Source organism: Microbulbifer maximicatervae (SeqCode) (assembly GCF_052468295.1).
Map to the genome: position 1 here is coordinate 3,075,880 of NZ_CP174340.1, position 14,063 is coordinate 3,089,942.

Sequence of the window (14,063 nt, forward strand, 5' to 3'; positions counted from 1 at the left end):
TGCTCACACCAAATAAGCGACGAGTAAGGTTAAGTGGCCATTTTACAGCTGCTACCTAAAGGCCCTAAGCCATTTTTCCGCCCAACTTCCTCTGCCCTGCTAACAAAATAGCCTTCGCCAGTGGTCGTCAAATAACAGCTAACAGGCTCCTGGGGCCGCGGGGATCTTTACTCTCGGGTTACAAACGCTTAGGGTAGCGCACCCGCCCTTCGGGCTGAGATGTTGGAAAGAGCAGCATGAACGAACATTACGCGCGAATTATTGAAGCAATCGGCGAAGATCCGCAACGCCCTGGGCTCAAAGACACCCCGGAGCGCGCCGCCAAAGCCATGGAATACCTGACCCGCGGCTATAAACAGACCGTGGAAGATGTAGTCAACGACGCGCTCTTCCCGTCCGACTGCAGCGAAATGGTGTTGGTTAAGGATATCGAACTCTACTCCCTGTGTGAGCACCACCTGCTGCCGTTTATCGGCCGCGCCCACGTAGCCTATATTCCCAATGGCAAGGTCGTTGGCCTGTCCAAGGTAGCACGCATTGTGGATATGTTTGCGCGCCGCCTGCAGATCCAGGAGCAGCTGACCGTAGAGATCGCCGAGACCCTGCAAAACGTTACCGGTGCTGCCGGTGTCGGCGTGATCATCGAAGCCAAGCATATGTGCATGATGATGCGCGGTGTGGAAAAACAGAACTCTGTGATGAAGACTTCGGCTATGCTCGGTACTTTCCGCAGCAACCAGGCCACACGCAACGAGTTCCTCTCCCTGCTGCGCCAGTAAACGCCACAGGTACCCAGCGACCACCAGGGCCGCTTTGACCGAGGAGTGACCGCTATGCCTCACCTGATCATAGAGTATGCGAAAAATCTGGAAGAGAAGATTTCTGTCGCTGCACTGGTCAGCTCGGCTCAGGAGGCGATGCACCGTTCCGGTTTGTTCGCCTCCCACAATATCAAGACCCGCGCCAAGTCCTACGACCAATTTATCGCTGGGGACAATGGCAACAGCTTTATCCACGCAGAGATCCGCTTGCTTGAAGGGCGCTCTACGCGGGAAAGGGAGGCATTGAGCTCGGCTGTTTTTAACAGCCTGTGCCAATTTGCCGAGGGAGTTCCCGCAGTCTCGGTAGAGGTGCGGGAGATGGATGCCAGCTGCTATTCCAAGCGGGTTCCCTTCTAAGCGGTTTCACCGCGCAAGAAAGGCCCAAACCACTCTGCAATCGCCTGGGCACCACTCTCCTCCAAGTGTAAGTGGTGGCTTCCGGGAATCTCACGTGCCTCAATACCCGGAAACTCTTGCAGTACAGGGCGCAGGCGCTTGAGCATATCTGCGATACCGTCTTCAGCGAGAACCAACTGCACCGGCATCTTCAATCGGGATAAGTAAGCTTTAATCTGCGGCTCATTGAGCTTGGCCGTGGAAGCCGCCATCAGCCGGGGATCATTACTCCACATATAGCCACCCTCCACTTCCCGGGTGCCCCGCTCGGTCAGTACCTGCGCAGCCCACTCAGTTAGCGGGAACATGCCATTCTTTCGCGCTTCGACCGCCTCTTCGAAGGTACCGTATACCCGCAGCTTGCGCGTGCCGTAACGGGCTCTCTGGGCAATGGCCTTGGCCAGGTTCTCCGGAGCTTTTTCATCTTCGGTGGAGGGAGGTACCAGGCCATCGATCAGTGCCAGGCGCTTTACCCGATCGGGAAAAGCACCAGCGGTAATCACCCCGGCAATAGCACCTCGGGAGTGCGCCACAATGGAGAACTTGCGCCAGCCGAGCGCGTGCACCACCCCCAAAATATCTTCCGCCTCTTCCCAGATGTTGTAGTTGGCATCGAGTGAGCGGTGATAGCTGCGTCCGTGGCCCGGCATATCTATCGCTACCAGATTAATTCCGCTCAGCAGGGGAGCCAGCCGACTGAAGGTGGCACAGTTATCCAACCAGCCGTGAAGAGCAATTACCGGCTCTCCCTCCGGATCGCCCCACTGGCGTGCGGCAATCGACTTGTGATCAAACTCAAGGGTGATTTCACGGGGAGTGATTTGATTTGTCGCCAAAGTGATATCCACCGGATAGTGACTAAAAACAGGTGGTGAAATGGTGCGGCCCACCAACAACATCCGCAATGACAGTTGTGATCAGCGCAATAGGGATTTACTGGCAGACACAACCGGAAAAGTTACTCTGCGTGCTGCAACCACTCTAGGTCAGCGCAGCCATTAGCCCATACATCCGCACTGACACAGGCGAGGCTGGAAGTGCCCATCGGGTGCTCGTTACCGCTGCCACAGAGGCCATTGAGCAGACTGCCCACCAGAGGCTGGTGACTAACCAGCAGAAGCGGAAAGGTATCCTGGGTTTGCAAATGGTCGAGCAGTTGCTGTGGGTGGATATTGCCGATCAGCAGCGGTTCGGTAATAACGGGCAATCCCAATTGGGCGGCAGCAATCTCAGCGGTTTCCTGGGTGCGTACAAATGGGCTGGCCCAAATTGCCTTTACCGCCGCCAGTTCCTCGGCGCGTTTTTTACAAACCTGTGCAACCTGCCTGCGCCCGCGCTCTGTCAGGGCTCTCTCTGCATCATTGGCGAGCATGGGCTCCGCTTTACCGTGACGCAAAATAAACAGCTGCATGGGGCTTCCTCAAGGATGGGTTGTTACTTTATCGATATCTGCGGGAATATTCGTAGGGAGGGCTGCGGATATTTATCCGGTGCCCACGGATAAGGCACCGGATAAATTAGCGATAGGAAAAGCGATCAATTCTTGTCGACAGGTTTGTCGGCGTCGTCGGCACTTTCCTCTACCAGCTCGGGCTTTTCACTGCTCTCGGGCTCGGAGCTACCCAGGATAATAGCATCCTCGGCTTCGTCTTCAGCCTTGTCCTTTTCACGCTTTACTTCCGTAGAAACCACTTCTGCAGAAACATCTTCGGCGCCCTCGTAACCAGACAAATCCTCTACTTCAGATTCAGGCCACTCGGCAAACGGGAAAGGCTTTTCGTCGGAGTTGTAGATCAGGAACTGGATCGCCTGGTAAACATAGGAGGCGAGCTGATCGCCAAAGCGACGCAGATTATCGTTGGATTTCCCGCTGATAATCGAAAACAGGAATTGCAGTATCACTACCGCCATCAGTAACCACGCGGCAACCTGAAGGCACACTGCAAACAGCACCATATAGATAAGGCGCACCCACTGGTTGCCGGAAGTAAGATTGCGCTTTAGATCGTCATTTTTCATATGAGGCTTCCATTTAAGGCTTGGCCGAGTAGGCCACATCAAAAGTTTGCGCGCCCGACATCAAATTACGAATCACCTCAGGAATCGGCCGCTGTTCAAATAATATGGCGTGAATCGCGGAAACCAAGGGCATGTAGACACCCATTTCGTCGGCTTTCTGTTTAATCAGACGAACCGTATTCACACCTTCGGCCACCTGACCGATTTCTGCGACAGCCTGATCGAGCTGCTTGCCTTTACCGACCATATACCCCACCCGATAATTTCGGCTGAGGTCTGAGGAACAGGTCAGAATCAAGTCGCCAACACCGGCGAGGCCGATAAACGTCATGGGATCGGCACCCATCGCTTCGGCAAAACGCATCATTTCTGCCAGGGAGCGGGTGATCAATAAACTGATGGTATTTTGCCCGCGCTCCAGTGCCGCAGCCATACCAGTGATAATCGCGTAGATATTTTTCAGCGCACCGGCAAGCTCGACTCCAAACACATCGTTACTGGAATAAACCCGGAAAGTCTCCGAGTGCAGCGCCGATTGAATCGCTTTGCAAAGTGCCTCGTCTTCACTGGCCACCACCGTTGCAGTGTAGTGCCCCGCAACAATTTCTTTTGCAAAATTTGGTCCGCTCAAGACCCCGACACGCATGTCGGTGGTTTCCTCGCGCAGGATATCGCTCATTAAGTGGAAGTTGTCGTGCTCGATTCCCTTAGTGGTGGAGATCAGCATGGTGCCCGGCGCCAACAACGGGGCTACTTTTTTTACCACCTCGCGAAAGGACTTACTGGGTATCGCGACAAAAACGATACTGCAACCATCGACCGCTTGCTCCAGGTCGCTGGTAAGTTGTAATTCCGGGTGCAGCGGCACGCCGGGCAGGTATTTATGGTTTTCTCGAGTGTCGCGACACTCTGCCGCCGTCTCCGCATTGCGCATCCACTGGCGGGTGTCGTGGCCGTTGCCCGCCACAATGTTAGCAATCGCGGTTCCGAAACTGCCGCCGCCCAATACGGCAATAGCGAGGGGGTTGGAAGTTTCTTTTTGCATTGTCACACCGATAAAGCTTCTTATAAGACTTGCGGATTATAGAGGCATGACCCGCTGAGCCCAATGGGGTCAATTTGTTTTAAACTTCTGCCAATTGTGCGAAACGGCACAGTAAATAGCAAAAACGGCCCTCTGCCTTGACCAACCGATAAAACACCGTTCGATCCGGCAGGGGCCGCTTCTGGGACCAGCAAAGTCTAAAACAACTCCGCTGGCCATCGCTTAGCACCAATCAATAGCGCTGACTTAGCCGTGCATTTCCAGCAACAGCGTGTTCAGGCGGCGCACATAATCCGCCGGATCTGCCAACTGGTTACCGGCAGCCAGGTTAGCCTGGTCCATCAGGATATTGGTGAGATCCGCAAAGCGATCTTCATCCACCTCCTGGTCCAGACGCTGTACCAGTGGGTGGGACGGATTGATTTCAAAGATTGGCTTGGCATCTGGCAGGGCCTGGCCGGCCTGTTCCAGGATGCGGCGCATTTGCGGGCCCATATCCTGTTCGCTCACCACCAGACACGCTGGGGAGTCCACCAGGCGAGTGGTTGCGCGTACGGATTCAACGCGACCTTCCAGAACTTCCTGTACCCGCTCAACCAGGGCACCGGACTCCTGCTCAACTTTTTCGCGCTCAGCTTTGTCCTCATCGCTCTCGGCTTCACCCAGGTCCAGCGCACCTTTGGCCACGTCCTGGAACTGCTTGCCGTCGAACTCGTTCATATGGCCCACGAACCACTCGTCCACCTGATCGGTGAGCAGCAGCACTTCGATACCCTTCTTGCGGAATACTTCCAGGTAGGGGCTGGACTTGGCCGTAGCGAAGTTGTCGGCACACACGTAGTAGATCGCCTTTTGGCCATCCTTCATGCGACCCACATAGTCTTCCAGGGATTGATCCTGCTTCTCGGTATCGGTATGGGTGCTGGCAAAGCGCAACAGCTTGGCAATTTTCTCTTTGTTGGAGAAATCTTCAGCCGGACCTTCTTTCAATACATTGCCGAACAGATCCCAGAGCTTCTGGTATTCATCGCCATCTTTCTTCGCCAATTTATCCAGCATATCCAGAACACGCTTGGTCAGCGCGCTCTTGATCGCATCAGTATTGCGATCTTTTTGCAGGATTTCACGGGATACGTTCAGCGGCAGATCGTTGGAGTCCAGAACACCTTTCACGAAACGCAAGTACAGCGGCAGGAACTGCTCCGCATCGTCCATGATAAAAGTGCGCTGCACATACAGCTTGAGGCCGCGAGCGGCATCGCGCTGGTACAGATCAAACGGTGCGCGCGCAGGGATGTAAAGCAGGCTGGTGTAATCCTGTTTGCCCTCTACGCGATTGTGGCTCCAGGTTAAGGGGTCGTCGAAATCGTGGGAGATATGCTTGTAGAACTCCTTGTACTCCTCAGATTTCACATCGGAGCGGGGGCGAGTCCACAGGGCCTGGGCAGCGTTTACTGCTTCAAACTCAGGCGCCTTCTCTTCTTTCGGCTCTTCGCCCTCTTCCGCCGCCGGCATTTCCTCTTTCAACATCTCCACCGGAATGGCGATGTGATCGGAGTACTTTTTAATGATGGAGCGCAGGCGCCAGCTATCGGCAAACTCTTTCGCTTCTTCTTTCAGGTGCAGAACCACCCGGGTGCCACGCTGGGGCCATTCAACAGTCTCTACGGAGTATTCCGCTTCACCGTGACACTCCCAGTGCACACCCTGATCGGAATTCAAGCCGGCGCGACGAGTGAATACGTCCACTTTGTCAGCGACGATAAAGGCGGAGTAGAAGCCCACACCGAACTGGCCGATCAGGTGCGCATCTTTTTTCTGGTCTCCGGTCAGCTGCTGCATAAACGCAGAGGTACCGGAACGGGCGATAGTACCGAGGTTTTCGATAACTTCATCGCGGCTCATACCAATACCGTTATCGGTAATGGTGAGTGTTCCCTCTTCCTTGTCAAACTCAATGCGAATACGCAGGTCTGCATCTTCGCCCAGTAATTCGGGCTTGGACAGCGATTCAAAACGCAGCTTGTCGGCGGCATCAGAAGCGTTGGATACCAGCTCGCGCAGGAAAATCTCCTTATTGGAGTAAAGCGAGTGGATCATCAGGTGCAGTAGCTGCTTGGCTTCCGTCTGGAATCCATGGCTCTCTTTTTGGGCCTCAACGGTCATCTATTCGGTCTCCCCGTAAACGTCAATCGGAACAGGAAGCAAATATTGGGATCAGCTAGCAGGTTTCAAGGGGGGACTTCACACTTGCCAGTAGAGATCAGCGATCTCCACTGGTTTGAGCGGTAGCGAGATTGCCTTTGCCAGTAATATCGATCACGAAATTGGCAGTGAGATCTGAGATCACACGGGACTCCGCATTCATCAAGATGGCAATACCCACTTTCAACTTTTCCGAATAGGCCACCGCCGCACGGAAGCCCGCAACCCAACCACCGTGATAAATAATGCGGTCATCACCGATGGTGTAGAGGCGCCAGCCCAAGCCGTAGCCCGCATGAGACAGGTAATCTCTCCAGATACGATGGCGCATATGGCGCTGGGTAGCGACTCGTTCAGTTGTCATATCGGCGATCACTTCCGGTGACAGCACCTTCGGGTAGTAGCCCATCTGGGCTTTCAGCCACTGGGCCATATCGGAGATACTGGCATTCACTCCCGCCGCCGGTGCAGCAAAGTAGTATTCCTTCTCCACCTTTACCGGGCGCCAGCCACTGCCTGTCTGGATATGGGGTGCCGCACGGTTGTCGGAGGCCATAAAGCTCTCCCAACCGACCGATGCGTTCTGCATTTTCAGCGGGACAAAAATTCGCTTTTTCAGCTGGCTGGCAAAGGAGACCCCGGTCGCCTCAAAAATCACATCTTCAATAAGACTGAACAACACATTCTGGTAGCCGTAGCATTTTCCTGGCGTGCAGCGCGGATCGATATTGGCAAACTTGGGCAATATCTTGCTGAGAGGCTTGTTGTCCTCAAGGTAGTTGTCGTAGGCGTTGGGGGTCAGACCCGAGGAATGGCTGAGCAAGTGTTCCACCTGAAGCTGGCGAGACAACGAGGGCGTCTTAAAGCTCAGGTCCGGCACATAGTTGACCACCTTGTCATCCCATTTGAAGCGATCTTCATGCTCCAACATAGTGGCCATACTGGCGGCGAAGGTCTTGGATACCGAGGCCAGACGGAACACCGTGTCCTGATCCACCTTGCCGGATTTACCCCTGACCCTGACGCCATAGGTGTCCATCGCGACCACCCGGTTGCCATCCACGATGACATAGGCGCCGCCGGGTATAGATTTACCCGCCATCATCTGTTTGAAGTATCGGCCAAACTGTTTGGCCCTGTCGTCTATATCAGCCGCTTGCGCAGGCAGGGACAGACTCCCCAGAATCACCAGGAAGAGGAAAAAACGTGCCATAGAGGCGCGCATGACGTAGACGATATTTGAAAGAATTGCAGGTCTCATAAGCAAATCGAGCCGCCAAAGCAATCCGGTAGTTGCAGATAAGACTAGCAGCCAGCGGGCAAAAACTCTATTTAGGCGCCACGCAGGACTGACTGCTGAATTCTAGTCTGCACTTTTCTCCGGCGCGGGGACGGCCATGCCAATCAGCGCAGGTCAGCGCAACAAGGCTTGTACAAACAAAAAAACCGCCTTGCGGCGGTTCTTCTTTTTGGGGTCCGGAGACCCCAGCGCAAAAAGCGTCTTACAGCTTCTCAGCGTTCTCGCTCAGGTAAGCCGCTACACCTTCCGGAGAAGCGTTCATACCTTTGTCGCCTTCCTGCCAGCCGGCGGGGCAAACTTCACCGTGCTCCTGGTGGAACGCCAGAGCGTCAACCATGCGCAGCATTTCGTCAACGTTACGGCCCAGCGGCAGATCGTTAACTACCTGGTGACGTACATTGCCTTCTTCGTCGATCAGGAAGGAACCGCGGAAAGCAACACCAGCGTCAGCTTCTACGTCGTACGCCTGGCAGATTTCGTGCTTAACGTCTGCAACCAGGGTGTACTTAACCGGGCCGATACCACCGTCGTTGACGGAGGTGTTACGCCATGCGTTGTGAGAGAACTGGGAATCGATGGATACACCGATTACCTCAACACCGCGCTTTTCAAACTCAGCGAAACGGTGGTCGAAAGCGATCAGCTCAGAAGGACATACGAAGGTGAAGTCCAGCGGGTAGAAGAAAACTACAGCCTTCTTACCTTTGATTGCTTCTTTCAGGTTAAAAGTATCGACGATCTCGCCGTTACCCAATACCGCTGCAGCGGTGAAATCCGGAGCCGGCTTGCCTACCAGAACTGCCATGAAAACCTCCTCAATCCAATGATGGGTTGTTGATGATACGTAGAGTGTTCAATTTATGAGCAACAGCTATAAATCGAATGGGAATTAATAGTGGGCCGCTATGATACACACCCACTTATTTCAGGCCCATAAATTTTTTAAATCAGGCTGATAGCAGAACGGCTATGCGTGAACTAACACCCAAAATAGGATGACCTACCCGCAAAAATGTACAAATAGCAAACAAAGAGGGCAAAATGCGACCATTCCGGAATCTTATTGACACTCATTCTCAATTGCAATAGGATTCCTACCTGACTACTATTGAGTAAGAGTTGAACAGAGCCACCGCCATGTATGTATGTATTTGTAAGGGCATAACTGACCGCCAGATTAAAGAGGCGATCTATGATGGCTCCACTTCGGTGAAGGCGTTGAGACGCCAGCTGGGCGTTTCTTCTCAATGTGGACGCTGTGCCGAGCAGACCAAGGAGATCATCGATGAGACCATGAGCGGTGGGATGGTATCCTCTGCCAACAACGGCCTCTTCTACTCCGCCAGCTGACCGTCCAATATGGCCACCCTCCTCTGGTGGCCTTTATACCACTTTTATCTACCCAGCCCTCCAGCTCTTCGCAAAACCTTAAAAACCTGTATAAGACTCCCATCCAAGTCGAACTAGCGTGCCTCCACTGTCTTTATCTCCGCTCTCAACCTGCAAACGCGTCTCCCGGCTTTGCATACCGGCCAAACTCTAGCCCTCCGATTTACTTACCTCTCCAATCTCACTGCAATACCCCTTGGATCGGAAAAGTTGGATATTGAGAAAATCTGTTTTAGAAAGCCTCAAAACAATTCCGTGATGTTTTTGGTTTTTACAGCGCAGAGCGTGAATCTGCCATGAAAGCCTGTAGGATCGGTCCTGTTAGACAAGGCACTCGCAGCGACGTACCTAAAATCTGCTGACTTCAGGAGCCCGAAAATATTACGGATTTATTCAGACACCGCTTTGTTAACCCCTTCGCAATCCACGTGACATTCGACAGTGGTCAACATCAATTCAGGGCATGAGTCCATCAACAAAATATCAACTCAATCGCTTTTATATTCCAGGTAACCATTCAATGAGTCGGTCAGATGGCAAACTATCAAAAGGTGGGGTCATTTAATTTAGAAAAAAATTAATTATTCAAGCGCCATTCGAATACTAGAAAAGGCTTTGGCTCAACTTATAACTGCAAGCGTTTCACCCGTATATATAAATAAGAAGCATTATTAATACCAAGCATGAAAACATTAACCTCAACTAAAATGCACAACCCACCAATAACAAGGGTTAATATTCGAAATAAATGACTTATTGTTGTATTGCTCACACAACCTAAATGATAATTATTTTCGTTGCTATTTTCGGCTAAATTTGCGTTAAAACCCTTGTTTTTCCTGCATTCTGCAAGAAAAATTTTTTCTTGACTTGCCGCAAATCGCAACGCAAACTCGGCCCCGATTGCAGCTGAAATCCTAAAATAAAATTAGGTAAATCAGGCAGCCGCAGACTTTAGTGACTAATAAACTTTAGTAACTAAAAATATCAACTAATCTCTAGCGACTAACAAATAGGAACTCTCTGCAAACCTTATTGAGTTGGCAGGGCTTCAGGAGCACAGGCTATGAAAGGCGACCCCAAGGTAATTGAGCATTTAAATAAAGTACTGGGTAATGAACTGGTAGCTATTAACCAGTATTTCCTACACGCCCGCATGTACGACAACTGGGGTTTAAAAGAGCTGGGCAAACAGGAATATCACGAATCCATCGATGAAATGAAGCACGCCGATTGGCTGATCGAGCGCATTCTTTTTCTCGAAGGTATTCCCAACCTGCAGCACCTGGGCAAACTTCTGATCGGCGAAAATACCGAAGAGATGCTCAAGTGCGACCTGAAAATTGAATCCAAGGCCATTCCCGACTTGCGTGAGGCCATCGCCTATTGCGAGTCCGTTCGGGATTACGGCAGTCGTGAATTGCTGGAGAAAATCCTCGAGTCTGAGGAAGAGCATGTAGATTGGCTGGAAACCCAGCTGGAGCTGATCGACAAAGTTGGCATTCAAAACTACCTGCAAACTCAAATGGAAACTGCAGCCGGCCACTCTGGCAAGTAGTTTAAGTCCTCTCACAGGCATAAAAAAACCGCAGCTTCCGCTGCGGTTTTTTTTGTTTCTACAGTATGCCTACCGTCTATAGCAGCAGACATATTGGAGCAAAAGCGGAAATTAATCCTCGCCTTCGCTCTCCGCTGATGCCTCATCAATCAAGGTTTTCAGCTCACCGTTCTCATGCATTTCCATAATGATGTCACAGCCACCGATCAGCTCGCCCTTAACCCACAGCTGGGGGAAGGTCGGCCAGTTCGCATACTTAGGCAGCTCAGCGCGGATGTCCGGGTTAGCCAGAATATCAACGTAGGCAAAGCGCTTACCGCAAGCCATCATCGCCTGGGAGGCCCGCATGGAAAAGCCGCACTGGGGGGCATTAGGGCTACCTTTCATATAAAGCAGAATGGTGTTATCAGCGATCTGCTGCTTGATGTTCTCCAGTGTATCCATAAGCGTGAAAAACCTCAGGTGGTCGAAGCAAAAAGTAAGTGTACAGGCACCATACCATCATCTGGTATAGCGCGCCGGCATCCATTGTACCCCAGTGGGGCCGGCAATAAGTACACCATCCCCTCGATGAAAGCAAAAACCGCAGATCTGCAACACCGGATACCATGTTGAAAATTCAGCCAACCAGATAGCACACAGCTTATAAAGGCTGTGTTACCATTGCCCCAATCAATATAAAGTGCAGATTAGAAAGCTTAAACAGAATTTTCTGCGGAAAATAGATAGTCCAAATAGTCAATATTTAAGGAGATGCCCCGGTGGCCACCCCGACACTCATGCAAAACTATGGCGATCGAACCCTCACACTGGTGCGGGGTGAAGGCAATTATGTATGGGATGATCAGGGCCGACGATACCTGGATGCAATCTCTGGGATCGCCGTCTGCGGTCTCGGCCACTGCCACCCCAAAGTGACCCTGGCCCTGCACGAGCAGATTCGGACCCTGTTACATGTATCCAATCTTTACAATATCCCTGCGCAGGAGAAACTGGCAGACAAGCTGGTGCAGTTGTCCGGCATGGACAATGTGTTTTTCTCCAATTCCGGTGCTGAGGCTAATGAAGCCGCGATTAAATTAGCGCGGCGGCTAGGTAATAGCCGCAACATTGAAACCCCTCAAATCCTGGTGATGGAAGGCGCTTTCCACGGCCGCACCCTGGCTACCCTGACAGCAACCGGCAATGAAAAAATCCAAGAGGGCTTCGGCCCTCTGCCCGAGGGTTTTTTACGTGTGCCGTTTAACGATACCGCAGCCATCGAAAAGCTCGCAGGTGAGCGCAACGATATTGTCGCAGTGCTGGCTGAGCCGGTTCAGGGAGAGGGCGGTGTACGCGTGCCCACTTCCAACTACCTGGGGCAATTGCGCGAAATCTGCGATCAACATAACTGGCTCCTGATGCTGGATGAAGTGCAAACCGGAAACGGCCGCAGCGGCAAAATGTTTGCCTACCAGCATGCGGACATATTGCCCGACGTGGTGACCACTGCCAAAGGACTGGGTAACGGTGTCCCCATCGGAGCCTGCCTGGCCAGGGGAGTTGCCGCACAATTATTTTCTGCGGGCACCCACGGCTCCACTTTTGGCGGCAACCCTCTAGCCTGCAGTGCCGCACTGGCAGTGATCGATACGCTGGAAAGTGAATGGCTGTTAGAGCGCGCCAAGGCATTGGGGCAACGCCTGCAGCACCAACTCAAACAGCAGTTATCCGATTGCGACCAGGTCAAAGAGGTGCGGGGCTTGGGGCTGATGATCGGAATAGAATTGCAGCAGCCCTGTGCCAAACTGGTGGACATAGCCCGCGAGCGCGGACTGCTGATTAATGTTACCGCCGGCAATGTAGTGCGCCTGCTCCCCCCACTCACACTCAGCGACGACGAGTGCCATCAATTGGCAAACGATGTCAGCTCACTGATTCACCAGTTTGCACTGCAAGCAGTCTGATGCAAAAAAAGGAGAACAGCTTATGGCGATCAGACATTTTCTCACCCTGACAGACTTGTCTTCGGAAGAGCTCAAGCAAATTATTGAACGCGCAATCGAACTCAAAACACTGCGCGCTCAAGGAATAAATACCGACCTTTTTCGCGGCAAAGTGCTGGGGATGATTTTTGAAAAATCCTCTACTCGCACCCGCGTTTCGTTTGAGGCCGGCATGGCACAGATGGGCGGCAGCGCCCTCTTCCTATCTCCCCGCGATACTCAGTTAGGCCGCGGGGAGCCCGTTGAAGACAGCGCCCGAGTAATTTCCAGCATGGTGGATATGGTGATGATTCGCACCTTTGGCCACCAGGTACTGGAGCGCTTCTCAGAATATTCAAAGGTACCGGTGATTAATGCCCTCTCCGACAGCTACCACCCCTGCCAGCTGCTCGCAGATATCCAAACCTTTGTGGAGCACCGCGGCAGCCCTGAGGGCAAGGTGGTCGCCTGGGTCGGCGATGGCAACAATATGTGCCACTCCTATATTAATGCTGCCCGCCTGTGCAATTTTGAGCTGCGTATAGCCTGCCCGCCCGGCTACGAGCCCAACGCCAATATCCTCGCTTCGGCAAGTGATCGGGTCACCGTAGTACACGATCCGGTGGAGGCTGTTAAAGGGGCCGATTGGGTGGCCACCGATGTGTGGGCTTCCATGGGACAGGAAACTGAACAACAGATCCGCCTGAAAGCCTTCGAGAGCTTCCTCGTGGACCATGAGCTGATGAGCCACGCCAATAGCGATGCCATCTTTATGCACTGCTTGCCCGCCCACCGTGGAGAGGAGGTGAGTGCCGAACTTTTAGAGGATGGCAACATCTCGGTGGTATGGGATGAGGCTGAAAACCGCCTTCACGCGCAAAAAGCCCTGATGGAATTCCTCCAAGACCACAGTCGATAAACCCTGAAAGGGTACAGCCACTCCTGCGGTTGTACCCTGCTACCTGTACTCACTCCCCTGCGCCTCTCCTCCCGATAACGTATAAAAGATGCGATTGGCGACAAAAAATCCAAGAGATCGCTAAATTTAGCAATCGGCGCCAACGACTAATTTACAGCCAGCCAAGATGTCAGAATTAAATAAGCGTCAGTAAATTGAGCAATTGAGTACCACTTTGCTCAAAGAGCAGCCATTTGCAAATGGTTATTGCCGTTGTTAATTTACAGCGCTCTAGCTATTAAAAAAAATTGTAAGACACTGTACCCAGCGTTCTTTCCCGGCACCCACTCCTTTGCAGCCCAGGGCTGGCGGGCTCTGCCGCGAAAGTGGCTACTGACTCAGCACCTCTACCCACAATTTATCCACAAACAACTACATAGTTATTCGCCTTGAACTGACCCGCCTACC

At 52.5% G+C, this 14,063-nt stretch carries 14 protein-coding genes; 6 read left to right on the plus strand and 8 right to left on the minus strand.

Going from position 1 to position 14,063, the window contains the following annotated elements:
- Positions 1–236 precede the first annotated feature (236 nt).
- Positions 237–779, plus strand: coding sequence for a GTP cyclohydrolase I FolE (gene folE, locus ACJJIQ_RS14005; RefSeq protein WP_282933775.1), 543 nt, complete (start codon positions 237–239; stop codon positions 777–779).
- Between the two features lie 54 nt (positions 780–833).
- Entirely contained in the window at positions 834–1,178 is a 345-nt protein-coding gene (locus tag ACJJIQ_RS14010) for a 5-carboxymethyl-2-hydroxymuconate Delta-isomerase (protein WP_282933776.1), read from the plus strand.
- Here ACJJIQ_RS14010 and ACJJIQ_RS14015 read toward each other — a convergent pair.
- The 7 genes from ACJJIQ_RS14015 to ACJJIQ_RS14045 all read right to left on the minus strand — a co-directional run bounded on the left by ACJJIQ_RS14015 (position 1,175) and on the right by ACJJIQ_RS14045 (position 8,591).
- Entirely contained in the window at positions 1,175–2,107 is a 933-nt protein-coding gene (locus ACJJIQ_RS14015) for an alpha/beta fold hydrolase (protein ID WP_445362231.1), read from the minus strand. The genes ACJJIQ_RS14010 and ACJJIQ_RS14015 overlap by 4 nt on opposite strands.
- Before the next feature lie 68 nt (positions 2,108–2,175).
- Entirely contained in the window at positions 2,176–2,628 is a 453-nt protein-coding gene (sixA, locus tag ACJJIQ_RS14020; RefSeq protein ID WP_444911343.1) for a phosphohistidine phosphatase SixA, read from the minus strand.
- A 125-nt stretch (positions 2,629–2,753) separates the two neighbouring features.
- On the minus strand, positions 2,754–3,236 hold the full coding sequence (locus ACJJIQ_RS14025; RefSeq protein ID WP_282933779.1) for a DUF4389 domain-containing protein: 483 nt from the start codon (positions 3,234–3,236) through the stop codon (positions 2,754–2,756).
- A gap of 13 nt (positions 3,237–3,249) precedes the next feature.
- Positions 3,250–4,281, minus strand: a complete 1,032-nt coding sequence (locus ACJJIQ_RS14030; RefSeq protein WP_445362232.1) for an NAD(P)H-dependent glycerol-3-phosphate dehydrogenase — start codon at positions 4,279–4,281, stop codon at positions 3,250–3,252.
- Positions 4,282–4,527: 246 nt separating this feature from the next.
- Positions 4,528–6,447, minus strand: a complete 1,920-nt coding sequence (gene htpG, locus ACJJIQ_RS14035) for a molecular chaperone HtpG (protein WP_445362233.1) — start codon at positions 6,445–6,447, stop codon at positions 4,528–4,530.
- Positions 6,448–6,544: 97 nt separating this feature from the next.
- Complete coding sequence (locus tag ACJJIQ_RS14040) at positions 6,545–7,747, minus strand: serine hydrolase domain-containing protein (RefSeq protein WP_413662955.1); 1,203 nt, start codon at positions 7,745–7,747, stop codon at positions 6,545–6,547.
- A gap of 241 nt (positions 7,748–7,988) precedes the next feature.
- Positions 7,989–8,591 (minus strand): peroxiredoxin, encoded by a 603-nt coding sequence (locus ACJJIQ_RS14045; RefSeq protein ID WP_143730920.1) that lies wholly within the window; start codon positions 8,589–8,591, stop codon positions 7,989–7,991.
- A gap of 314 nt (positions 8,592–8,905) precedes the next feature.
- On the opposite strand from ACJJIQ_RS14045, the gene ACJJIQ_RS14050 reads away from it, so the two are divergent.
- Positions 8,906–9,136, plus strand: a complete 231-nt coding sequence (locus ACJJIQ_RS14050) for a bacterioferritin-associated ferredoxin (protein WP_413662956.1) — start codon at positions 8,906–8,908, stop codon at positions 9,134–9,136.
- Positions 9,137–10,241: 1,105 nt separating this feature from the next.
- Positions 10,242–10,733 carry a bacterioferritin gene (gene bfr / locus ACJJIQ_RS14055; RefSeq protein ID WP_020412720.1) on the plus strand — a complete coding sequence of 164 codons (492 nt, stop codon included), beginning with the start codon at positions 10,242–10,244 and terminating at the stop codon, positions 10,731–10,733.
- A 111-nt stretch (positions 10,734–10,844) separates the two neighbouring features.
- On the opposite strand, the gene grxD is transcribed toward bfr, so the two are convergent.
- A complete protein-coding gene (grxD, locus tag ACJJIQ_RS14060; protein WP_282933784.1) occupies positions 10,845–11,177 on the minus strand; it encodes a Grx4 family monothiol glutaredoxin in 333 nt (110 codons plus the stop codon).
- A 317-nt stretch (positions 11,178–11,494) separates the two neighbouring features.
- Between grxD and ACJJIQ_RS14065 the strand changes: the two genes are divergently transcribed.
- Positions 11,495–12,679 (plus strand): acetylornithine transaminase, encoded by a 1,185-nt coding sequence (locus tag ACJJIQ_RS14065; protein WP_445362234.1) that lies wholly within the window; start codon positions 11,495–11,497, stop codon positions 12,677–12,679.
- 22 nt (positions 12,680–12,701) lie between these two features.
- Positions 12,702–13,616: an ornithine carbamoyltransferase gene (argF, locus tag ACJJIQ_RS14070; protein ID WP_444941010.1), complete on the plus strand. Its 915-nt coding sequence runs from the start codon at positions 12,702–12,704 to the stop codon at positions 13,614–13,616.
- Positions 13,617–14,063: the final 447 nt, after the last annotated feature.

Coding starts and splice junctions, on each gene's coding strand:
- sixA (WP_444911343.1), bottom strand. CDS start 2,628: ATGCAGCTGTTTATTTTGCGTCACGGTAAAGCGGAGCCCATGCTCGCC.
- ACJJIQ_RS14025 (WP_282933779.1), bottom strand. CDS start 3,236: ATGAAAAATGACGATCTAAAGCGCAATCTTACTTCCGGCAACCAGTGG.
- grxD (WP_282933784.1), bottom strand. CDS start 11,177: ATGGATACACTGGAGAACATCAAGCAGCAGATCGCTGATAACACCATT.
- ACJJIQ_RS14040 (WP_413662955.1), bottom strand. CDS start 7,747: ATGAGACCTGCAATTCTTTCAAATATCGTCTACGTCATGCGCGCCTCT.
- ACJJIQ_RS14030 (WP_445362232.1), bottom strand. CDS start 4,281: ATGCAAAAAGAAACTTCCAACCCCCTCGCTATTGCCGTATTGGGCGGC.
- ACJJIQ_RS14010 (WP_282933776.1), top strand. CDS start 834: ATGCCTCACCTGATCATAGAGTATGCGAAAAATCTGGAAGAGAAGATT.
- htpG (WP_445362233.1), bottom strand. CDS start 6,447: ATGACCGTTGAGGCCCAAAAAGAGAGCCATGGATTCCAGACGGAAGCC.
- folE (WP_282933775.1), top strand. CDS start 237: ATGAACGAACATTACGCGCGAATTATTGAAGCAATCGGCGAAGATCCG.
- argF (WP_444941010.1), top strand. CDS start 12,702: ATGGCGATCAGACATTTTCTCACCCTGACAGACTTGTCTTCGGAAGAG.
- ACJJIQ_RS14045 (WP_143730920.1), bottom strand. CDS start 8,591: ATGGCAGTTCTGGTAGGCAAGCCGGCTCCGGATTTCACCGCTGCAGCG.
- bfr (WP_020412720.1), top strand. CDS start 10,242: ATGAAAGGCGACCCCAAGGTAATTGAGCATTTAAATAAAGTACTGGGT.